The 19,355-nt window shown below is 67.9% G+C and carries 21 protein-coding genes; 14 read left to right on the plus strand and 7 right to left on the minus strand.

Annotated features, from left to right (window positions below; translation table 11 throughout):
* The first annotated feature begins 27 nt into the window (after positions 1-27).
* The 4 genes from echA20 to ipdC are packed head-to-tail and all read left to right on the plus strand — an operon-like array spanning position 28 to position 3,477.
* Positions 28-783 (plus strand): (7aS)-7a-methyl-1,5-dioxo-2,3,5,6,7,7a-hexahydro-1H-indene-carboxyl-CoA hydrolase, encoded by a 756-nt coding sequence (gene echA20 / locus G6N14_RS15390; RefSeq protein ID WP_085134002.1) that lies wholly within the window; start codon positions 28-30, stop codon positions 781-783.
* Complete coding sequence (ipdA, locus tag G6N14_RS15395) at positions 783-1,664, plus strand: cholesterol ring-cleaving hydrolase subunit IpdA (RefSeq protein WP_085134003.1); 882 nt, start codon at positions 783-785, stop codon at positions 1,662-1,664. Before echA20 ends, ipdA begins: the two co-directional genes overlap by 1 nt.
* Positions 1,661-2,413: a cholesterol ring-cleaving hydrolase subunit IpdB gene (gene ipdB, locus G6N14_RS15400; RefSeq protein WP_085134004.1), complete on the plus strand. Its 753-nt coding sequence runs from the start codon at positions 1,661-1,663 to the stop codon at positions 2,411-2,413. Before ipdA ends, ipdB begins: the two co-directional genes overlap by 4 nt.
* Entirely contained in the window at positions 2,410-3,477 is a 1,068-nt protein-coding gene (gene ipdC, locus G6N14_RS15405; RefSeq protein ID WP_085134005.1) for a (3aS,4S,5R,7aS)-5-hydroxy-7a-methyl-1-oxo-octahydro-1H-indene-4-carboxyl-CoA dehydrogenase, read from the plus strand. Before ipdB ends, ipdC begins: the two co-directional genes overlap by 4 nt.
* Before the next feature lie 67 nt (positions 3,478-3,544).
* Here ipdC and G6N14_RS15410 read toward each other — a convergent pair whose 3' ends face one another.
* Together G6N14_RS15410 and G6N14_RS15415 are read right to left on the minus strand one after the other, a co-directional pair.
* A complete protein-coding gene (locus tag G6N14_RS15410) occupies positions 3,545-3,934 on the minus strand; it encodes a VOC family protein (RefSeq protein WP_085134006.1) in 390 nt (129 codons plus the stop codon).
* A gap of 24 nt (positions 3,935-3,958) precedes the next feature.
* A complete protein-coding gene (locus tag G6N14_RS15415) occupies positions 3,959-4,645 on the minus strand; it encodes a DUF899 domain-containing protein (RefSeq protein ID WP_085134180.1) in 687 nt (228 codons plus the stop codon).
* Between the two features lie 85 nt (positions 4,646-4,730).
* On the opposite strand from G6N14_RS15415, the gene G6N14_RS15420 reads away from it, so the two are divergent.
* Positions 4,731-5,333 carry a TetR/AcrR family transcriptional regulator gene (locus tag G6N14_RS15420; protein WP_234808781.1) on the plus strand — a complete coding sequence of 201 codons (603 nt, stop codon included), beginning with the start codon at positions 4,731-4,733 and terminating at the stop codon, positions 5,331-5,333.
* 48 nt (positions 5,334-5,381) lie between these two features.
* On the opposite strand, the gene fadA6 is transcribed toward G6N14_RS15420, so the two are convergent.
* The 4 genes from fadA6 to ipdE1 are packed head-to-tail and all read right to left on the minus strand — an operon-like array spanning position 5,382 to position 9,082.
* Complete coding sequence (gene fadA6 / locus G6N14_RS15425) at positions 5,382-6,548, minus strand: steroid 3-ketoacyl-CoA thiolase FadA6 (protein ID WP_085134008.1); 1,167 nt, start codon at positions 6,546-6,548, stop codon at positions 5,382-5,384.
* Between the two features lie 2 nt (positions 6,549-6,550).
* Positions 6,551-7,129 (minus strand): TetR family transcriptional regulator KstR2, encoded by a 579-nt coding sequence (gene kstR2, locus G6N14_RS15430; protein WP_046320835.1) that lies wholly within the window; start codon positions 7,127-7,129, stop codon positions 6,551-6,553.
* Between the two features lie 4 nt (positions 7,130-7,133).
* Positions 7,134-7,937 carry a (5R,7aS)-5-hydroxy-7a-methyl-1-oxo-2,3,5,6,7,7a-hexahydro-1H-indene-carboxyl-CoA reductase gene (ipdF, locus tag G6N14_RS15435; RefSeq protein ID WP_085134009.1) on the minus strand — a complete coding sequence of 268 codons (804 nt, stop codon included), beginning with the start codon at positions 7,935-7,937 and terminating at the stop codon, positions 7,134-7,136.
* Entirely contained in the window at positions 7,934-9,082 is a 1,149-nt protein-coding gene (gene ipdE1 / locus G6N14_RS15440; RefSeq protein WP_085134010.1) for an acyl-CoA dehydrogenase IpdE1, read from the minus strand. Before ipdE1 ends, ipdF begins: the two co-directional genes overlap by 4 nt.
* A 106-nt stretch (positions 9,083-9,188) precedes the next feature.
* Between ipdE1 and fadD3 the strand changes: the two genes are divergently transcribed.
* The 9 genes from fadD3 to G6N14_RS15485 are packed head-to-tail and all read left to right on the plus strand — an operon-like array spanning position 9,189 to position 18,866.
* Entirely contained in the window at positions 9,189-10,730 is a 1,542-nt protein-coding gene (fadD3, locus tag G6N14_RS15445) for a 3-((3aS,4S,7aS)-7a-methyl-1,5-dioxo-octahydro-1H-inden-4-yl)propanoate--CoA ligase FadD3 (RefSeq protein WP_085134011.1), read from the plus strand.
* Positions 10,730-11,863 (plus strand): acyl-CoA dehydrogenase family protein, encoded by a 1,134-nt coding sequence (locus G6N14_RS15450; RefSeq protein WP_085134181.1) that lies wholly within the window; start codon positions 10,730-10,732, stop codon positions 11,861-11,863. Before fadD3 ends, G6N14_RS15450 begins: the two co-directional genes overlap by 1 nt.
* Complete coding sequence (locus tag G6N14_RS15455; RefSeq protein WP_085134012.1) at positions 11,860-12,825, plus strand: acyl-CoA dehydrogenase family protein; 966 nt, start codon at positions 11,860-11,862, stop codon at positions 12,823-12,825. The genes G6N14_RS15450 and G6N14_RS15455 overlap by 4 nt, the downstream gene beginning before the upstream one ends.
* Complete coding sequence (gene ipdE2 / locus G6N14_RS15460) at positions 12,826-13,773, plus strand: acyl-CoA dehydrogenase IpdE2 (RefSeq protein ID WP_085134013.1); 948 nt, start codon at positions 12,826-12,828, stop codon at positions 13,771-13,773.
* A gap of 18 nt (positions 13,774-13,791) precedes the next feature.
* Positions 13,792-14,778, plus strand: a complete 987-nt coding sequence (locus G6N14_RS15465; protein ID WP_085134014.1) for a bile salt hydrolase — start codon at positions 13,792-13,794, stop codon at positions 14,776-14,778.
* Positions 14,779-14,825: 47 nt separating this feature from the next.
* Complete coding sequence (locus tag G6N14_RS15470; protein ID WP_085134182.1) at positions 14,826-15,956, plus strand: alpha/beta hydrolase family protein; 1,131 nt, start codon at positions 14,826-14,828, stop codon at positions 15,954-15,956.
* Between the two features lie 5 nt (positions 15,957-15,961).
* Complete coding sequence (locus G6N14_RS15475; protein WP_085134015.1) at positions 15,962-17,137, plus strand: pyridoxal phosphate-dependent aminotransferase; 1,176 nt, start codon at positions 15,962-15,964, stop codon at positions 17,135-17,137.
* Between the two features lie 43 nt (positions 17,138-17,180).
* Positions 17,181-17,582 carry a heme-binding protein gene (locus G6N14_RS15480; RefSeq protein ID WP_085134016.1) on the plus strand — a complete coding sequence of 134 codons (402 nt, stop codon included), beginning with the start codon at positions 17,181-17,183 and terminating at the stop codon, positions 17,580-17,582.
* Between the two features lie 9 nt (positions 17,583-17,591).
* Positions 17,592-18,866, plus strand: coding sequence for a hypothetical protein (locus G6N14_RS15485; RefSeq protein WP_085134017.1), 1,275 nt, complete (start codon positions 17,592-17,594; stop codon positions 18,864-18,866).
* On the opposite strand, the gene G6N14_RS15490 is transcribed toward G6N14_RS15485, so the two are convergent.
* The gene (locus G6N14_RS15490) at positions 18,861-19,331 is read right to left on the minus strand and encodes a hypothetical protein (RefSeq protein ID WP_133054888.1); all 471 of its coding nucleotides are present in this window, start codon (positions 19,329-19,331) and stop codon (positions 18,861-18,863) included. The genes G6N14_RS15485 and G6N14_RS15490 overlap by 6 nt on opposite strands.
* Positions 19,332-19,355 lie beyond the last annotated feature (24 nt).

Raw genomic sequence — 19,355 nt, forward strand, 5'->3', positions numbered from 1 at the left:
TCCCCAATACGACAGGGAAGTCCGCCCATGCCGATCACAACCACAACCGTCGAACCGGGGATCGTCGCGGTCACCGTCGACTACCCGCCGGTCAACGCCCTGCCGTCGCGGGCCTGGTTCGAGCTGGGCGACGTCATCACCGCAGCGGGCAAGGACATGTCCACTCACGCGGTCATCCTGCGGGCCGAGGGCCGCGGCTTCAACGCCGGTGTCGACATCAAGGAGATGCAGAACACCGAGGGCTTCACCGCTCTGATCGACGCCAACCGCGGTTGCTTCGCCGCCTTCAAGGCCGTCTACGAGTGCGCGGTGCCGGTGATCGCCGCGGTCAACGGCTTCTGTGTCGGCGGCGGTATCGGCCTGGTCGGCAACGCCGACGTGATCGTGGCCTCTGACGACGCCAAGTTCGGTCTGCCCGAGGTCGAGCGCGGCGCCCTCGGTGCGGCCACCCACCTGTCCCGGCTGGTGCCGCAGCACATGATGCGCCGGTTGTTCTACACCGCAGCCACCGTCAACGCCGCCACGCTGCACCAGTACGGATCGGTGCACGAGGTGGTGCCACGCGCCGAGCTCGACGAAGCTGCACTTCGAGTGGCCCGCGACATTGCGTCCAAGGACACCCGGGTGATCCGGGCGGCCAAGGAAGCCCTCAACCTCATCGACGTGCAGAAGGTCAACTCCAGCTACCGCATGGAGCAGGGCTTCACCTTCGAGCTCAACCTGTCCGGTGTGGCCGACGAGCACCGCGACGAGTTCGCCGGTACCGAGAAGGGGAAGAAGTAATGGCCTCGAAGATCACCACTCTCGACGACGCCGTCGCCGAGCTGCGCGATGGCATGACCATCGGCATCGGCGGCTGGGGCTCGCGCCGTAAACCGATGGCGTTCGTCCGCGCCATCCTGCGCACCGACGTCAAGGACCTGACCGTGGTCACCTACGGCGGACCGGATCTGGGCCTGCTGTGCGCGGCAGGCAAGGTGCGCCGGGCCTACTACGGCTTCGTCTCGCTGGACTCCGCGCCGTTCTACGATCCGTGGTTCGCCAAAGCCCGCACCACCGGTGCCATCGAGGCGCGCGAGATGGACGAGGGCATGCTGCGCTGCGGGCTGCAGGCCGCCGCGCAGCGGCTGCCGTTCCTGCCGATCCGCGCCGGGCTGGGCAGCTCGGTGATCGACTTCTGGGAGGGCGAACTCAAGACCGTCACCTCGCCGTACCCGGTTGAGGGCGGACACGAGACCCTGGTCGCGATGCCGGCGCTGAATCTGGACGCCGCATTCGTGCACCTGAACATCGGCGACGAGCGCGGCAACGCCGCCTACACCGGGATCGATCCCTACTTCGACGACCTGTTCCTGATGTCGGCGCAGCACCGCTTCCTGTCGGTCGAGAAGATCGTGCCCACCGAGGAACTGATCGCCGGCACGTCACCCCAGACCCAGCTGATCAACCGGATGATGGTGGACAAAGTTGTGGAAGCCCCCGGGGGCGCCCACTTCACCCTCGGCGCAGCCGACTACGGCCGCGACGAGAAGTTCCAGCGGCATTACGCCGAGGCCGCCAAGTCCGATGAGACCTGGGCGGAGTTCAAGGCCACGTACCTGTCCGGTAGCGAGGACGACTACCAGGCTGCGGTGAAGAAATTCGGAGCGGAGGCGCAAGCATGACAGACTCACCCACTCGCGCGGAGATCTGTGCCGTAGCCTGCGCCGAGCTGTTCCGCGACGCCGGCGAGATCATGGCCTCACCCATGGCCACCGTGCCCACGGTCGGCGCTCGGCTCGCCCGCCTCACCTTCTCCCCCGACCTGGTTCTCACCGACGGCGAGGCCCGCATCCTGGCCGACACCCCGGCGATCGGCAAAGTCGGTGCGCTGGAAGGCTGGATGCCGTTCAACCGGGTCTTCGAAACCCTCTCGTGGGGCCGGCGCCACGTGATCATGGGCGCCAACCAGATCGACCGCTACGGCAACCAGAATCTGTCGGCGTTCGGCCCGCTGCAGCACCCGACGCGGCAGATGTTCGGGGTGCGCGGCGCACCGGGCAACACGATCAACCACACCACCAGCTACTGGGTGGGCGCGCACTCGTCGCGGGTGTTCTGCGAGGCCGTCGACATCGTCTCGGGCATCGGCTACGACAAGGTGGACCCGGACAACCCGGCGTTCCGCTTCTTCAACCTGGGCGGCGTGGTGTCCAACCTCGGCGTGTTCGACTTCGGCGGTCCTGACCACCAGATGCGCGCGGTCTCACTGCACCCCGGGGTCACCGCCGACGAGGTCGCCGACAACACGTCGTTCGAGGTATACGGTTTGGCCGACGCCCCCGCCACCCGGCTGCCGTCCCCGGAGGAGCTGCAGCTGATCCGTGAGGTGATCGACCCGAAGTCGCTGCGGGACAAAGAAGTGCGCGCATGAGGTTAAAGACCCCGCTGACCGAACTGGTCGGCATCGAACATCCGGTCGTGCAGACCGGTATGGGCTGGGTGGCCGGCGCCCGGCTGGTGTCGGCGACCGCCAACGCCGGCGGTCTGGGCATCCTCGCCTCGGCGACCATGACGCTCGATGAGCTGGCCACCGCGATCGCGAAGGTCAAGGCAGCCACGGACAAGCCGTTCGGGGTGAACATCCGCGCCGATGCCTCCGACGCCGGCGACCGGGTGGACCTGATGATCCGCGAAGGCGTCAAGGTGGCGTCGTTCGCGCTGGCACCCAAGGCTGAACTGATCGAGAAGCTCAAAGAGGCGGGCGCCGTGGTGATCCCGTCGGTGGGCGCGGCCAAGCACGCCAAGAAGGTGGCGTCCTGGGGCGCCGATGCGGTGATCGTGCAGGGCGGCGAGGGAGGTGGGCACACCGGTCCGGTGGCGACCACACTGCTGCTGCCGTCGGTGCTCGACGCCGTCGCGGGCACCGGGGTGCAGGTGATCGCCGCCGGTGGATTCTTCGACGGCCGCGGCCTGGCCGCCGCGCTGTCCTACGGCGCCACCGGCGTCGCGATGGGCACCCGGTTCCTGTTGACCAGTGACTCCACCGTTCCGGACTCGGTCAAGCAGCGCTATCTGACCGCGGGCCTCGACGGTACGGTGGTCTCCACCCGAGTCGATGGGATGCCGCACCGAGTGCTGCGCACCGAGCTGGTGGACAAGCTCGAAAGCGGCTCTCGGGTGCGCGGTTTCAGTGCCGCGATCCGCAACGCTGCGAAGTTCAAGAAGATGTCCCAGATGAGCTGGCCCACGATGGTGCGCGACGGCTTGGCCATGCGACACGGCAAAGAGCTGACCTGGTCGCAGGTGCTGATGGCCGCCAACACCCCGATGCTGCTCAAAGCGGGCCTGGTGGAGGGCAACACCGAAGCCGGCGTGCTCGCCTCCGGCCAGGTCGCCGGCATCCTGGAGAGCCTGCCGTCCTGCGCGGAGCTGATCACCTCGATCGTCGACGAGGCGGTCGAGCAGCTGCGGGCGGCCAGCTCCTTCATCGCCTGAGCCCCCGATCCCGCGACGCCGGCCCGTGGGCCGGCGTCGCGCGATACTCCTGCGGGGAACGCGTTGATCAGGCCTCAACCATCAACAACGTGTGTCCGCTCGGATCGCGGAAGAAGAACATCGGCGGAACGGGGTCTCCCTGACGCATGATCTCTGCGTCGACATCGACTCCGAGTTCCCGCATCCCGGCGTGTGCGGCATCGATGTCGTCGGTGTTCAGCGTTATCCCGGTGTCGGACGGCTCAACGGGGCCACTGCCCGGTGGCGGTGGAGCCAGCGCAATGCCCGCCAGGCCCTGCGGCGGGTAGACCTCGACCCACCGGTAGCCGTCGCCCATGTGGATGTCGGTGCGTTTCTCGAAGCCCAACGACTCGTAGAACGCGATGGCCTTGTCCTGGTCGACGGTGGGCACGCAAACGAGGTTGATCGACTTCAGGCCGATCTTGGCGGTACTCATCTTGCTCCTTCTCGGTTGGGGACACTACGAACTGGCGCCATAGAGCTGGGCGATTTCCGGCGAGCCCGCCCAGCGGCTGTAGGTGGGGCTCTGCGGCCAGCCGTCGGGTGAGTCCTGCCACTCTTCCTGGCGCCCGTAGGGCAGCACATCGAGCAACGAGAACACGTGGCCGAGCTGTTCGGTTCCGCGCCGGTTGGTATGCCAGGTTCGATACACCGCATTGCCCTGCCGCAAAAAGACATTCACCGCGAACTGTCCGCCCGGCGGTGCACCGACGTCGGCCCCGAACGAACTGTTGGCGGTGCTGTACCAGGCCATCTGATTGCCGACGCGCCGCTTGTAGGCGATCGCCTCGTCGATTGGCCCCTGCGTGACAATCACGAACCGCGCGTCGTAGGCGCCCAGAAATTCGAGGCGGGTGAACTGCGAGGCGAAGCCGGTGCATCCCGCGCACTGCCACTGCTGGCCCGGGGACCACATGTGGTGATAGACGATCAGCTGACTGTTGCCCTCGAACACCTCGGCCAGGCAGACGGGCCCGCGTTCGCCCTCGAGCACGTAGTCGTCCATGGCGACCATCGGCAGACGGCGGCGCTGCGCGGCGATCGCGTCCAGCTCCCGGGTCGCCGCTTTCTCGCGGGCGCGCAACGCATCCAGTTCGCGCTGCCAAGTCTGATGGTCCACAACCGGAGGCACCCCGACACCCGCCATCACGAGAACTCCCATTGCTATGTGTACAACGTCCACATTGACTATGTTCACACCGTACACTTTTTCCCGAGGGGGCTGTCAAGAGGTGTCTGGGATACGGGGCTACCACCACGGCGATCTGGGCGCGGCACTGATCGACGCCGGCCTGCAGCTGACTCGCCTCGGCGGGCCGGAGGCCCTGACCGTACGGGAGGCGACGCGGCGCGTCGGGGTCTCCCCCAATGCCGCCTACCGCCACTTCGCCGACCGGGAGGAACTGCTGAGAGCGGTGGCCGTCGCCATCTGGGACCGCATGGCCGCACGGATGAGCCCACCGGCAACCAGCCGAGGCACCCCGCAAAGCCGGGCGCGCAACCAGCTGCGCGCGGTCGGACTCGGCTACATCGGATTCGCCCTGGACGAGCCGGGGTGGTTCACGGTGGCCTTCTTCGGCTCCGGCGTCACCGCAATAGGCGACGGCCAAGTCCCTCCGCCGTTTCGGGCGCTGCTCGAGGCACTCGACGCATTGGCCGACACCGGCGTGCTGCAACCCAAGCGGCGCATAGGCGCAGAATGGCCGTGCTGGTCGGCGGTGCACGGGTTCGCCGAGTTGGCCCTGCGCGGACCGCTGCACGGCGCCCCCCGCGCTGACCTGGACGCGCTGGCGCAACGCACGGTCGACGACATCATCTCCGGGCTGGTGGGCTGAGCCGACCAGCCTGGACTGTGCTGCCGGCGGGCGCCGGCAGCGCCGCCGTCAGCTGCCAAGCCGCTCGATGATCGTGACGTTGGCGGTGCCCCCGCCTTCGCACATGGTCTGCAGGCCGTACCGACCGCCGGTGCGTTCGAGTTCGTTGAGCATGGTGGCGAACAACTTGGCCCCGGTCGCCCCGAGCGGGTGGCCCAGTGCGATCGCCCCACCGTTGGGGTTGACCTTGGCCGGGTCGATCGGGAACTCCTTCATCCAGGCCTGCACCACCGAAGCAAACGCCTCGTTGATCTCGACGACGTCGATGTCGTCGATGCTCAGACCGGTCTTCTCCAGTGCGTAACGGGTGGCCGGAATCGGGCCGGTCAGCATGATCACCGGGTCATCGCCGCGGGCGCTGATGTGATGGATGCGGGCGCGGGGAGTCAGGTTGTGCGCCTGCACTGCGCTTTCTGAGGCCAGCAGCACCGCAGCCGATCCGTCACAGATCTGGCTGGAGACCGCCGCGGTAAGCCGGCCACCCTCCACCAGCGTCTTGAGGCCGGCCATCTTCTCCAGGGTGGACTCGCGCGGGCACTCGTCGACCCGGAAACCGTCGACGTCGATGATCTCGTTGTCGAAGCGTCCTTCGGCGATCGCGGTGAACGCCCGCTCGTGGCTCTGCAGCGCGAAGCGCTCCATGTCCTCGCGGGAGATGTCCCAGCGCTCCGCGATCATCTCGGCGCCGCGGAACTGCGAGACCTCTTCGTCGCCGTAGCGCTCCAGCCACTTCTTCGACTCATTGGTCGGGGAGGTGAAGCCGAACTGCTCACCGACGACCATGGCCGACGAGATCGGAATCCAGCTCATGTTCTGCACGCCACCGGCGACAATCAGGTCCGCGGTGCGCGACATGATCGCCTGCGCGCCGAACGAGATGGCCTGCTGAGACGAACCGCACTGCCGGTCCACAGTGACCCCGGGCACCCCTTCGGGGTAGCCGGCTGCCAACCAGGCCAGCCGGCCGATGTTGCCGGCCTGGCCGCCGATGGCGTCCACGCAGCCGGTGATCACATCGTCGACCGCGGCCGGGTCGACGCCGACGCGGTCCAGAAGTCCACGAAAAGCCAACGCACCCAAGTCGATCGGGTGATAGGAGGCCAGCGAACCGTTGCGCTTGCCGACAGCGGTGCGAACGGCGTCGATGACGTACGCCTGCGATACTTGAGCGGCCATTTTCAGACTCCTTCTTTGGTGATTCCACCCAGCACGATGGCGAGGTATTGCCTGCCGACTTCCGCGGCGGTCAGCGGTCCACCCGGTTGGTACCAGCGCACCGATACCCAGGTGGTGTCACGAATGAAGCGGTAAACCAGGTCGACGTCGAGATCGGGCCGGAAGCATCCCGCTTCAATGCCCTGCTGCAGCACGTCAAGCCACATCTTACGTTGCTGGCGGTTGCGTTCGTCGACGTAGGAGAACCGCTCGTGAGACGACAGCCGCTTGGCCTCGTCCTGGTAGATCACGACCTGGGCGTGCCGATGCTCGATCGCGTCGAACGACGCCAGGAACAATCCCTTGAGCCGTTCCAGGGGATCGCTTTCATGATCGATGATCTGCTGATAGCGGGCGAACAGCCAGTCCAGAAAGTCGCGCAGCACCTCGTCGACCATCTCCTCCTTGGAGGAGAAGTGGTGATACAGACTCCCGGACAGGATCCCGGCGGCGTCGGCGATGTCGCGCACGGTCGTGGCACGCAGGCCACGCTCGGCGATCATCTCCGCCGCCAGATTCAGGAGTTCGTCACGGCGCGTCATGGCATCAGGCCCGCTGGCTGGAAACCGAGATGATCTCGCCGGTCAGGTAACTGGAGTAGTCGCTGGCCAAGAATGCGATGGTGGTGGCGATCTCCCACGGCTCGGCGGCCCTGCCGAATGCTTCGCCGTCGGCGAGGCGATCCAGCAGCTCGGCCGAGCTGGTCTTCTCCAGGAACTTGTGCCGGGCAATGGAGGGTGAGACGGCGTTGATCCGCACCCCATACTCCACCGCCTCGATTGCGCTGCAGCGGGTGAGGGCCATCACGCCGGCCTTGGCCGCGGCGTAGTGCGACTGGGAATGCTGTGCACGCCAACCCAACACGCTTGCATTGTTGACGATCACCCCGCCGTGCGGGGCTTCCCGGAAGTAGCGCAGCGCCGCCCGGGTGGCCCGCATCACCGAGGTCAGCGTCACGTTGAGCACGCGGTCCCACTCGTCGTCGGTCATGTCGATCACCGGGGTCTGCCCGCCGAGTCCGGCGTTGTTGACCAGCACGTCGAGCCGGCCCATCTTCGCCACGGCCTCGTCGAACAGCGCGTCGACCGCGGCGGTGGAGGTGACGTCGCAGACCACGGCCTCGACGCGGCCCAGCCCGAGGCCGACCAGTTCGTCGCGGGTCTCGCCGAGCCGGCGTTCGTGGAAGTCGGAGACCACCACGTCGGCGCCTTCGAGCAGCGCACGCCGCGCGGTGGTGGAGCCGATCCCGGTGCCGGCGGCGGCGGTCACCAGGACCGTCTTGCCTTTCAGCAGGCCGTGCCCGGCGACCTCGTCCGGCGCCTTGGACAGATCCTTATTGGCCGAGCTCATCCCTTTGCCTCCCGGGGTAGGCCGAGAACCCGCTCGGCGATGATGTTGCGCTGAATCTCGTTCGACCCGCCGTAGATGGTGTCGCTGCGGGTGAACAGGTAGAGCCGCTGCCATTCGTCGAACTCGCCGTCGCGCAGCACCATCGAGTCGCGGCCGATCACGTCCATGGCCAGCTCACCGAGATCGCGATGCCAGTTGGCCCACAACAACTTCGATACGTTGTCTTGGCCCGGCTGCTCGACATCCATGGTGGCCATCGCGTAGGACCGCATCGAGCGCAGGCCCACCCAGGACCGGGTCAGCCGCTCCCGGATCAACGGATCCTCGGCGGCGCCATTGCGCTGCGCAAGCTCAGCCAGCGAGGAGAGTTCCCGCGCGTACCGGATCTGCTGCCCCAGCGTCGACACGCCCCGCTCGAAGGTGAGCGTGCCCATCGCCACTTTCCAGCCGTCTCCGGGCTCACCGACCACCAGATCCGCGTCGGTGCGCGCGTCGTCGAAGAACACCTCGTTGAACTCCGAGGTGCCGGTGAGCTGCACAATCGGCCGGACCTCGACCCCGGGCTGGTCCAGCGGCACCAGCAGGTAGGACAGTCCGTTGTGCCGCTTGGAGCCCTTCTCGGTGCGGGCCACCACGAAGCACCACTGCGACAGGTGCGCCAGTGACGTCCACACCTTCTGACCGTTGATGACCCACTGGTCGCCGTCGAGCACGGCGGTGGTGGCCACGTTGGCCAGATCGCTGCCGGCGCCCGGTTCGGAGTAGCCCTGGCACCACAGCTCGGTGACGTTGCGAATGCCGGGCAGGAAGCGTTGCTGCTGCTCGGGTGTGCCGAATGCGATGAGGGTCGGCCCCAGCAGCTCTTCGCCGAGGTGATTGACCTTGTCGGGGGCGTCGGCGCGGGCGTACTCCTCGTAGAACGCCACCCGGTGTGCCACCGACAGGCCGCGCCCGCCGTGTTCCACCGGCCAACCCAGGCAGGTCAGGCCGGCGTCGGCCAGATGGCGGTTCCACGCCATCCGCTCCTCGAACGCCTCATGCTCGCGCCCCGGACCCCCGAGGCCCTTGAGCTCGGCGAATTCCCCGACCAGGTTATCGGCCAGCCATGCACGGACCTCAGCCCGGAACTCCTCGACTGCTTGCACCCCTGTAGGCTAACCTACCAAGCACTTGCTCGGCTACGAGCCGTCGAGCCCAGGGAGCCCGCGCTGGCGGCAATACAGAGTTCAGCGACGGGGAGGAGCAGCGCCTATGAGTACCCAACCGCAGACCACACCTGCGGCCCTGGACCACATCGCCCGTGCGCTTCCCGACCATGACGCCCTCGTCACCGAGGACCACCGCTTTACCTACGCCGCCCTGCGCGACGAGGTGCGGCGGGCCGCCGCGGCCCTGATCGCCCTGGGCGTGGAGCCCGGCGACCGGGTCGCGCTGTGGTCGCCGAACACCTGGCACTGGGTGGTCGCCTGCCTGGGCATCCACTACGCCGGCGGCGTGCTGGTTCCGCTCAACACGCGCTACACCGCCGCCGAAGCGACCGACATCCTGGTCCGCAGCGAAGCCAAGGTCTTGGTGGGCATGGGCCGATTCCTCAAGTCCGACCGCCTCGCCGAGCTGGACCGCGACCAGCTGCCCGCACTGCAACACGTCGTCCGCGTGCCCGTTGGGGACGCCGACGGCACCTGGGACGAATTCATCGCCGCGGGCGACGGTGTTTCTGGCGCCGACATCGATGCCCGCGCCGCCGCCGTTCGCCCCGACGACCTCTCCGACATCCTGTTCACCTCCGGCACCACCGGTCGCAGCAAGGGCGTGCTCTGCGCGCACCGGCAATCGCTGGCCGGACCGGCCGCCTGGGCGGCGTGCGGCCAGATGACCGCGCAGGACCGCTACCTGTGCATCAATCCGTTCTTTCACAACTTCGGCTACAAGGCCGGCATCCTGGCCTGTCTGCAGACCGGGGCGACCCTGATACCGCAGGTCACCTTCGATGCGGCCGGCGCGCTGCGCGCCATCGAAGAACACCGCATCACGGTGCTGCCCGGGCCCCCCACCATCTACCAGACGCTGCTCGATCACCCCGACCGCGACCGCTACGACCTGAGTTCGTTGCGGTTCGCGGTCACCGGCGCGGCCACCGTGCCGGTGGTGCTGATCGAGCGCATGCAGACCGAACTCGACATCGACATCGTGCTGACCGCCTACGGGCTGACCGAGTCCGGCGGCTTTGCCACCATGTGCCGCGCCGACGACGACGCCGTTACCGTCGCGACCACCTGCGGGCGACCGATCGGCGACTTCGAGTTGCGACTGAGCACCGGTGGCGATGCGGATTCCGGCGAGGTACTGCTGCGCAGCTCCAACGTCATGCTCGGCTACCTCGACGACCCGCAGGCCACCGCCGCGGCGATCGACGAGCAGGGCTGGCTGCACACCGGCGACATCGGGACTGTGGATGCCGCCGGGAACCTGCGGATCACCGACCGGCTCAAGGACATGTATATCTGCGGCGGATTCAACGTCTACCCCGCCGAGATCGAGCAGGTGCTGGCTCGCCTCGACGGCGTTGCCGACGTCGCGGTGATCGGGGTACCCGATGACCGGCTCGGCGAAGTGGGCCGTGCTTTCATCGTGCGCCGACCCGACTCGACCCTGGATGAAACCGCGGTGATCGCGTACGCCCGTGAGCATTTGGCGAACTTCAAGGCACCGAGATCGGTGACCTTCACCGACTCCCTACCGCGCAATCCCGGCGGCAAGGTGGTCAAGCATGAGTTGAGAGAGTGGGCCTGATGGACCTGAATTTCGATGACGAGACCGAAGCTTTTCGTGTCGAGGTGCGCGACTTCCTGGCCGCGAACTCCGACAAGTTCCCCACTGAGTCCTACGACACCGCGGAGGGTTTCGAGCAGCACCGTCGCTGGGACAAGGTGCTTTTCGACGCCGGCCTGTCGGTGATCGCCTGGCCGAAGAAATACGGTGGCCGCGACGCCACCCTGCTGCAGTGGGTGGTCTACGAGGAGGAGTACTTCCGCGCCGGCGCACCGGGGCGAGCCAGCGCGAACGGCACCTCGATGCTGGCGCCGACCCTGTTCGCCCACGGCACACAGGAGCAGCTGGATCGGGTGCTGCCGAAGATGGCCAGCGGCGAGGAGATCTGGGCGCAGGCATGGTCGGAGCCGGAGTCCGGCAGTGACCTGGCGTCACTGCGCTCGACGGCGACCAAGGTCGACGGCGGCTGGAAGCTCAACGGGCAGAAGATCTGGAGCTCGCGCGCCCCGTTCGGCGAGCGCGGCTTCGGGCTTTTCCGCTCCGATCCGGAGGCCCAGCGCCATCACGGCCTGACCTACTTCATGTTCGACCTGAAGGCCGACGGAATCACCGTGCGCGCCATCGAACAGCTCGGCGGTGAGACCGGTTTCGGCGAGATCTTCTTCGACGACGTCTTCGTCCCCGACAACGACGTGATCGGTGTGCCGAACGAAGGCTGGCGCGCCGCGATGAGCACATCGAGCAACGAGCGCGGCATGAGCCTGCGCAGCCCCGCCCGGTTCCTGGTGGGCGCGGAAAAGCTGGCGGAAATGTGGCGAGAGCACGGCAGCGACCCGGTGTTCACCGACCGCGTCGCCGACGCATGGATCAAGGCCCAGGCCTATCGGTTGCAGACGTTCGGCACCGTGACCCGGCTGGCCGCCGGCGGTGAGCTGGGTGCGGAATCGTCGGTGACCAAGGTGTTCTGGTCCGATCTCGACGTAGCGCTGCATCAGACCGGCCTGGACATCCGCGGCGCCGACGGGGAACTCGCCGACGCCTGGACCCACGGTTACCTGTTCTCGCTCGGCGGGCCGATCTACGCCGGCACCAACGAGATTCAGCGCAATATCATCGCCGAGCGGCTGCTGGGCCTGCCCCGGGAGAAGAAATGAAATTCGATCTAGACCAAGATCAGCGCGACTTTGCGGCCAGCATCGACGCCGCCCTGGGCGCCGCCGACGTTCCCGGCGCGGTGCGCGCCTGGTCGCAGGGTGACACCGAGCCGGGCCGCCGGGTGTGGAATCAGCTGACCGAGCTCGGCGTGACCGCACTGGCGGTTCCGGAGGAGTTCGACGGCATCGGCGCCCACCCCGTCGACCTGGTGCTGGCCGTCGAGGCACTCGGCCGCTGGTGCGTGCCCGGGCCAGTGGTGGAGTCCATTGCGGTGGCGCCGCTACTGCTCGCCGGCTCCCCCGATGCCGGTTCGCAACTGGCCGGGCTTGCCGCCGGCGAGCTGATCGCCACCGTGGCGCTGCCGCCACACGCCCCCCGGGCCGTCGACGCCCAGGCCGCCGACCTGGTCCTGCTGGCCGAGGACGGCCAGGCCGGCACGGCGCAGGCCGGCGCCCGCCACGCCTCGGTGGACCCCAGCCGCGGCCTTTTCGACGTCGCCGCGACCGGAACCACCTGGGACGCCGACACCTCCCGCGCCTACGAGATAGCTGCCCTGGCCACTGCCGCACAGCTCATCGGGGCCGGTCAGGCGATGCTGAACACGGCCGTCGACTATGCCAAGCAGCGCACCCAGTTCGGTCGGGTGATCGGCGGCTACCAGGCCATCAAGCACAAGCTGGCCGACGTGCACATCGCGCTCGAGCTGGCCCGGCCGCTGGTGTACGGGGCGGCCTTATCGTTCGCCGACGACTCTGCCGATACCGCCCGCGATGTCAGCGCCGCGAAGGTGGCCGCGTCCGACGCGGCGCTGCTGGCCGCGCATTCGGCGCTGCAGACCCACGGCGCCATCGGCTTCACCAGCGAATGCGATCTGTCGCTGTGGCTGCTGCGGGTGCAGGCCCTGCGGCCCGCATGGGGTAACCCGACCGCTCACCGGCGGCGAGTGTTGGAGGCGATCTAAGTGGCCCGTAACGACGAACGCGATCTGTTGCGCCAGACGGTGGCGGCACTGGTCGACAAGCACGCCACGCCCGAGGCGGTTCGGGTGGCGATGGACTCCGAGCGCGGCTACGACGAGACGCTGTGGCAGCTGCTGTGCGAACAGGTCGGCGCCGCTGCTCTGGTGGTGCCCGAGGAACTCGGCGGTGCCGGCGGCGAACTCGGCGACGCCGCGGTCGTTGTCGAAGAACTGGGCAAGGCGCTGGTACCGACTCCGCTGCTGGGCACCATCCTGGCCGAGCTGGCGCTGCTGGCAGCGGCCGAGCCCGACGCCGAAGCGTTGGAGCAGCTGGCCGAAGGCGGCGCGATCGGAGCCGTCGTGTTCGACGACGGCTATGCCGCCAATGGTGACATCGCCGATATCGTCGTGGGCGCCCGCAACGGCCGGCTGGAGCGCTGGACCGGCTTCGACACCGAGCCGGTGGCCACCATGGACCCCACCCGCCGACTGGGGCGAATCACCCCCACCGCGACCACGACCATCGGCGACGACCCCGGTATCGCGGACTACGCGTCGATCCTGCTGGCCGCCGAGCAGATCGGCGCCGCGGACCGCTGCCTGGAGCTGACCGTGGAGTACACCAAGAGCCGGGTGCAGTTCGGCCGCCCGATCGGCAGTTTCCAGGCGCTCAAGCACCGGATGGCCGACCTGTACGTCGCCGTTTCGGCCGCCCGCGCGGTCGTCGCGGACGCCATCGCCGAACCGTCGGCGACCTCGGCTGCACTGGCGCGTGTGGTGGCCAGCGAGGCGCTGTCGAAGGTCGCCGCCGAGGCAGTGCAGCTGCACGGCGGAATCGCGATCACCTGGGAGAGCGACATCCAGCTGTACTTCAAACGCGCGCACGGCAGTTCGCAGCTGCTCGGCCTGCCCGCACAACATCTTCGGCGGCTGCAGGCCGAGGTGCTCTAAGGCCCGTACGGTAGCCGCATGTGTACACGACTGGTTTATCTGGGCCCCAACGGCAACATCATCACCGGACGGTCCATGGACTGGAAGCTGGATTTGGCGACCAACTTGTGGGCGTTGCCGCGAGGCGTGAAACGCGACGGCCGGGCCGGCGCGAACTCCGTTGAGTGGACCGCGAAGTACGGCAGTGTGGTGGCCACCGGCTACGACATCTGTACCACCGACGGCTTGAACGAAGCCGGATTGTCCGCCAACCTGCTGTGGCTGGCTGAGTCTGTGTATCCGAAATACGACGGCAGCCGGCCCGGACTGTGCATCTCGGTCTGGGCGCAGTACGCCCTGGACAACTTCGCCACCGTCGCCGAAGCCGTCGCAGCGTTGAGCACCGAGGCGTTCGAGGTGGTCACCGACGGTGTGCCCGGCGAGGACCGCCTGGCCACTCTGCATCTGTCGCTGTCGGACGCCACTGGTGACAGTGCGATCGTGGAATACGTTGACGGCAAGCAGGTCATTCACCACGGGCGGCAGTACCAGGTGATGACGAACTCGCCGGTTTTTGATCAACAACTCGCGGTCAACGCCTATTGGGAGCAGCTGGGTGGCACCGTCATGTTGCCGGGCACCAATCGGGCTGCTGACCGGTTTGCGCGGGCTTCGTTCTACGTCAATGCGATTCCGCAAACCGACGATATGAAGATCGCACTCGCCTCGGTACTCAGCGTGGTGCGCAACGTGTCGGTGCCGTTCGGCATCTCCACACCGGGCGAGCCGAATATCTCCTCGACCCGCTGGCGCACGGTCGCCCACCACACCCGCAAGCTGTACTGCTTCGAGTCGACGCTGACACCCAACGCGTTCTGGGTGGACCTGACCAAGCTGGACTTGCAGGAGGGTGCCGCGGTGCGCAAGCTCGACCTTGGCTCCGACGACAGCAATATCTTCGCCGGTGAGACATCGGCGGACTTCGAAGTCGCCGAGGCGTTCACCTTCCTCGGTCTGAACAGGTGAGGGCGGCTCGCCGCACGGTCCTGCTCTCGGTTGGGCTGGCCGCCCTGATGTTGGCTACACCGGCCGCGGCCGAACCGGGGCCGCAGTGGTCGGGGCTGGACGCGCGCGCGTACGCCGGCGCGATTCCCGCCGAGGGGGATCTGATCACCGTGGTACCGCTCGACCCGGCACTGTCAGTGACCGGCGCGGCCAAGGCATTCCGGATCCTGTACGCCACGCCCGATCAGCACGCCCGGCCCGCGGTGAGCACCGCCGCGGTCTTCGTGCCGCACGGGGCGCCCCCAGCGGGGGGATGGCCGGTGATCGCGTGGGCGCACGGCACCGTCGGCCTCGGCGACGACTGCACCCCGTCGGCCCGGCCACGCAGTCCCCGCGACAACGAATACCTGTCGCACTGGCTCGACCAGGGTTATGTGGTGGTCGGCACCGATTACGTCGGGCTGGGCACGCCAGGACTGATGAGCTACCTCAACAGCGCCACCGAAGCGCACTCGGTGATCGACTCCGTGCGAGCCGTCCACCAGATGGATCTGCCGCTGTCCCCCAAGTGGGCGATCGTCGGCCAGTCCCAGGGCGGCGGCGCGGCAATCAACAGCGCCTGGTGGGCCACCCGGCTCACCGCCGGCACCGGCCTGGACTATCGCGGCGTGGTGGCCACCGGCACTCCGGCCAACATCGAACGGCTGGTCATGGAGGCCGGACCCGATCTGCCGCCGCAATCGGTGCCTCCCGCGGCGATCAGCTACACCTCATACATCGTGGCCGCCCTGCGCGAAGCGCTACCTGATACTCCCGTCGACAGTGTGCTGACTCCTCGCGGGCGCGAGCTGGCAGACCGGGCGGAAACGATGTGCAAAACAGAGTTGGACCAGCAGGCGGCGGGAACCACTCTGAACGAACTGTTCAGCGCACCGGTGAGTTCGCTGGACGGCATCGGCGCGGCGCTCGACGGCTTCATGGGCACCCCGACCGACGGGTATGACAGGCCGATCTTTCTCGGGCACGGCCTGCGGGACACCGACGTGCCGCCCCGGTCCAGTCAGACGCTGTATCAGCAGCTGATCGATAACCACCAGAATGTCGAGCTGCATATCTACCCCGACCACGACCATTCCGGAACCGTGCTCGCCTCAATTCCGGACTCCACCCGGTTTCTCCATCAACTGATGACAGGGTGAATTGCATGACCAACCATCTCGACCGCACGGCGCTGCGCGCCGGCATTCCACCGTTCCACGTCATGGACGTCTGGCTGGCTGCCGCCGAACGCCAGCGCAGCCACGGCGATTTGGTGAACCTGTCCGCGGGCCAGCCCAGTGTGGGCGCCCCCGAGCCCGTGCGTGCCGCCGCCGCGCGGGCACTGCAGGCCAACGAGCTGGGCTACACCATCGCACTGGGCATCCCCGAGCTGCGTGCGGCCATCGCCGACTCCTACGCCGATCGCTACGGTCTGAGCGTCGACCCTGACGACGTGGTGGTGACCACCGGCTCCTCCGGCGGTTTCCTACTGGCCTTTTTGGCCTGCTTCGACGCCGGCGACCGGGTGGCGATCGCCAGCCCCGGCTATCCCTGCTACCGCAACATCTTGACCGCGCTGGGCTGTGAGGTGGTCGAGATCCCGTGCGGACCCGAGACCCGCTTCCAGCCCACCGCCCAGATGCTCGCCGAGATTCCCGGGCCCCTGGCCGGTGTGATCGTGGCCAGTCCGGCCAACCCGACCGGCACGGTGCTCGAACCGGCGGAACTGGCCGCGATCGCCACCTGGTGCGACGCGGCCGGAGTGCGGTTGATCAGTGATGAGGTGTACCACGGGCTGGTCTACCCCGGCGCACCGCAGACCAGCTGCGCATGGGAGACCTCCCGCAACGCTGTGGTGGCGAACAGCTTCTCGAAGTACTTCGCGATGACCGGGTGGCGGCTGGGGTGGCTGCTGGTGCCACCGGCGCTGCGCCGGGCGGTGGACTGCCTGACCGGCAACTTCACCATCTGCCCCCCGGTGCTGGCCCAGTACGCGGCGGTCGCCGCGTTCACCCCGGAGTCGATCGCCGAATCCGACGGGCACCTGCGGCACTACGCCGCCAACCGGGAGCTGCTGTTGGACGGCCTGCGCGGCTTGGGCATCGACCGGTTGGCGCCCACCGACGGCGCCTTCTACGTCTATGCCGACGTCGCCGAGCACACCGCAGACTCACTGGATTTCTGCGCGCGTCTGCTGGCCGACACCGGGCTCGCGCTGGCGCCCGGAATCGATTTCGACACCGAGCGCGGCAACACCTACGTCCGCCTCTCGTTCGCCGGCCCGACCGCCGACATCGAGGAGGCGCTGCGCCGGCTCCGGGAGTGGCTGCCCCTCCGGTAGGTTTACCCCAAGCTTGAAAAACCTGACCGAAGGGACCACTGCTATGCCCACTACCACGACCTCTCGCCTGGCGCTCGGCGCGGCAGCAGTCGGCATGCTCGGCGCGGTGGCCGCAGCAGCGGCCCCGTGGAGCACCTCACCTGAGGCCGATGCCGCACCCGGCCAGTGCACGGCGGCGGGGCTGTCCAACACCGCCAGTGGCGTGCTGGGCCAGGCGGGTGCGTTCCTGCACGACCACCCGGAGGCCAACGACGTGCTGACCTCCGCGGCCACCATGCCCGCGGACCAGGCCAAGTCCTCGGTTCAGGGCTACTTCATCGGCCACCTCGACCAGCTCTCGACCCTGCAGGGCATCGCCCAGCCGCTGACCGACCTGAAGAACGAGTGCGGGATCGCGGTCTCGCCGACCCAGCTGGCCATGCTGCTGGAGACCGTCAGCAAGTAGGCCCGGGCGATGGCCCTGGTGATCACTGAGCATGAACGGGCCGCGCTGGCGCAGGCGGCCGGTTTCGGGCTGTTCGCCGCCATCACCGGACGCCGCTCGCGCCGGTTTCCGGTGGGCGGCGCCATCCCGGCAGGTGCGCTGGCCTACACCAGCCGCCGGCCGGCGCAGCCGTTGTCCGAGGTCGAGCGCGCCCTGCTGCTGTCGCTGATGGCCGGGGCCACCGGCTGGCATGACGGCATCGCGCACCATCCGGGCTACGCCCCGGCGCTGCCGAATTATCCGGGCAGCGCCACCGGGCGGGCCATGCCGTCGGCGGCCGGTTTTCACACCAGCCAGCTGTTCTTCACCGACGACACCGGCTGTTACCTGCTGCCTACGCGCGACCAGCAGCCACAGCAGTTCGACACCATCGAACAGTGGATAAGCCATACCGCCGATTCCTATGTGCGCCTGTCAGAGTCACGCCTGGAATTGCCGCGCGAAGAGCCCTATATGGAAGGTCACAACACCTGGATCGGCAACCATGCGGGTAGTCTGCTGGCCTTCAACGTGGCCGACCTGGCCGAGCATCTGCTGGAGAATCTGTGGTTCTTCGCGGCGAACGGCTATCCGGTCCGTGATGACATCAACAACCGGGAGATCCCCGGCGTTTCAGCCTTTTCCGGTCTGGCCCATGTCGACGACCCGATACCGTTGTCGTTCGTCGAGCAGTACACCCTGACCGAGGCCAGTGCCGAGCTGTCGATCGCCGCGCACAACGGCGCACTGGCCTTGCAGGCGATGGGTTTGGGCGGCTGGATCTTCGACGGGCTGGACCGGTTGTCGGTGCTCGGCGGCTCGGGCGATCCGCGCGCACCCGGCCTGGGCTTCGTCGCCGACACCGATCCCCGCTGGCCTTTCCCGAACGTCACCGGCCTACCCGGCCACTTCGACACCCTGAGCCCACCGCATGTCAGCTCAGTCGCCGAGGGTGTCCGCAGGCTGGTGGCCCGCAAGTTCGGGCCCGGCGGCCCGTCGCACCCCGAGACGCCGGGTCCGTGGTCAGACAGCGCGACGGTGCGCCGGTCGGCTCTGCCGCCGGACGGCATCGCCGACCTGGTCACGTGCGAGGCGTCCTACATCTACGACACTTTCGGCAAGCTGCCGGGCACCGTCCCGACCGTGCATGTGTTGATGTATCTGCAGGCGCAGCATCTGGACACCGACTTCTACGACCAGTTCTACGCGCCGGGGGCCTACCTGCACACCCACGCCGAGCACCAGCGATGCTGGCACGGCTCATGAGCGGCGGTGCACCGCGCCGGTGATGGTGTAGCCGAGCCCGATTGCCAGCAGTGCGAACTTGACCGACGCCGCGCCGCGGGCGCGCCGGGCGTTGGCGTCGAGGTCGACACCGTCGAGTACCCGCAGCAGCGCCACCCCCTCGACCGCGTCACCGGCAACCGCGGCAATCGGTAACAGCCGCAGTGCGATCGGATGTCCGTGGCGACTGCGGGTGCGCTCGATGAGCAGCAGCGCGGCGGTGCCGTAGGTCAGCATGTAGCCGAAATCGAGCCACAGCGACCAGCGCGCCCAGCGCCGGCCCTCCGGTCCCCAAACGTCCAAGATCTGCTGGGTTCGCTCGCGGTTGCCGGCCAGTTCGAAGGGGATGATGCCGGGCCCGCCGGTCTTGCGCATCCCGCGGTCCAGCACCAGCATCACTGCGGCGTAGGCAGCGGTCGCCGCTGCCGACCAACCAAGTCGCTTCACCCGCTGCATGCTAACCACGCAGCC

The sequence above is a fragment of the Mycolicibacter hiberniae genome (genome assembly GCF_010729485.1).
Classification (GTDB): domain Bacteria; phylum Actinomycetota; class Actinomycetes; order Mycobacteriales; family Mycobacteriaceae; genus Mycobacterium; species Mycobacterium hiberniae.

What these genes read in the sequence shown, in the direction of transcription:
- echA20 (WP_085134002.1), top strand. Translation starts at nt 28, where the DNA reads ATGCCGATCACAACCACAACCGTCGAACCGGGGATCGTCGCGGTCACC.
- ipdA (WP_085134003.1), top strand. Translation starts at nt 783, where the DNA reads ATGGCCTCGAAGATCACCACTCTCGACGACGCCGTCGCCGAGCTGCGC.
- ipdB (WP_085134004.1), top strand. Translation starts at nt 1,661, where the DNA reads ATGACAGACTCACCCACTCGCGCGGAGATCTGTGCCGTAGCCTGCGCC.
- ipdC (WP_085134005.1), top strand. Translation starts at nt 2,410, where the DNA reads ATGAGGTTAAAGACCCCGCTGACCGAACTGGTCGGCATCGAACATCCG.
- G6N14_RS15410 (WP_085134006.1), bottom strand. Translation starts at nt 3,934, where the DNA reads ATGAGTACCGCCAAGATCGGCCTGAAGTCGATCAACCTCGTTTGCGTG.
- G6N14_RS15415 (WP_085134180.1), bottom strand. Translation starts at nt 4,645, where the DNA reads ATGGCGGGTGTCGGGGTGCCTCCGGTTGTGGACCATCAGACTTGGCAG.
- fadA6 (WP_085134008.1), bottom strand. Translation starts at nt 6,548, where the DNA reads ATGGCCGCTCAAGTATCGCAGGCGTACGTCATCGACGCCGTTCGCACC.
- kstR2 (WP_046320835.1), bottom strand. Translation starts at nt 7,129, where the DNA reads ATGACGCGCCGTGACGAACTCCTGAATCTGGCGGCGGAGATGATCGCC.
- ipdF (WP_085134009.1), bottom strand. Translation starts at nt 7,937, where the DNA reads ATGAGCTCGGCCAATAAGGATCTGTCCAAGGCGCCGGACGAGGTCGCC.
- fadD3 (WP_085134011.1), top strand. Translation starts at nt 9,189, where the DNA reads ATGAGTACCCAACCGCAGACCACACCTGCGGCCCTGGACCACATCGCC.
- G6N14_RS15450 (WP_085134181.1), top strand. Translation starts at nt 10,730, where the DNA reads ATGGACCTGAATTTCGATGACGAGACCGAAGCTTTTCGTGTCGAGGTG.
- G6N14_RS15455 (WP_085134012.1), top strand. Translation starts at nt 11,860, where the DNA reads ATGAAATTCGATCTAGACCAAGATCAGCGCGACTTTGCGGCCAGCATC.
- G6N14_RS15465 (WP_085134014.1), top strand. Translation starts at nt 13,792, where the DNA reads ATGTGTACACGACTGGTTTATCTGGGCCCCAACGGCAACATCATCACC.
- G6N14_RS15470 (WP_085134182.1), top strand. Translation starts at nt 14,826, where the DNA reads ATGTTGGCTACACCGGCCGCGGCCGAACCGGGGCCGCAGTGGTCGGGG.
- G6N14_RS15475 (WP_085134015.1), top strand. Translation starts at nt 15,962, where the DNA reads ATGACCAACCATCTCGACCGCACGGCGCTGCGCGCCGGCATTCCACCG.
- G6N14_RS15480 (WP_085134016.1), top strand. Translation starts at nt 17,181, where the DNA reads ATGCCCACTACCACGACCTCTCGCCTGGCGCTCGGCGCGGCAGCAGTC.
- G6N14_RS15485 (WP_085134017.1), top strand. Translation starts at nt 17,592, where the DNA reads ATGGCCCTGGTGATCACTGAGCATGAACGGGCCGCGCTGGCGCAGGCG.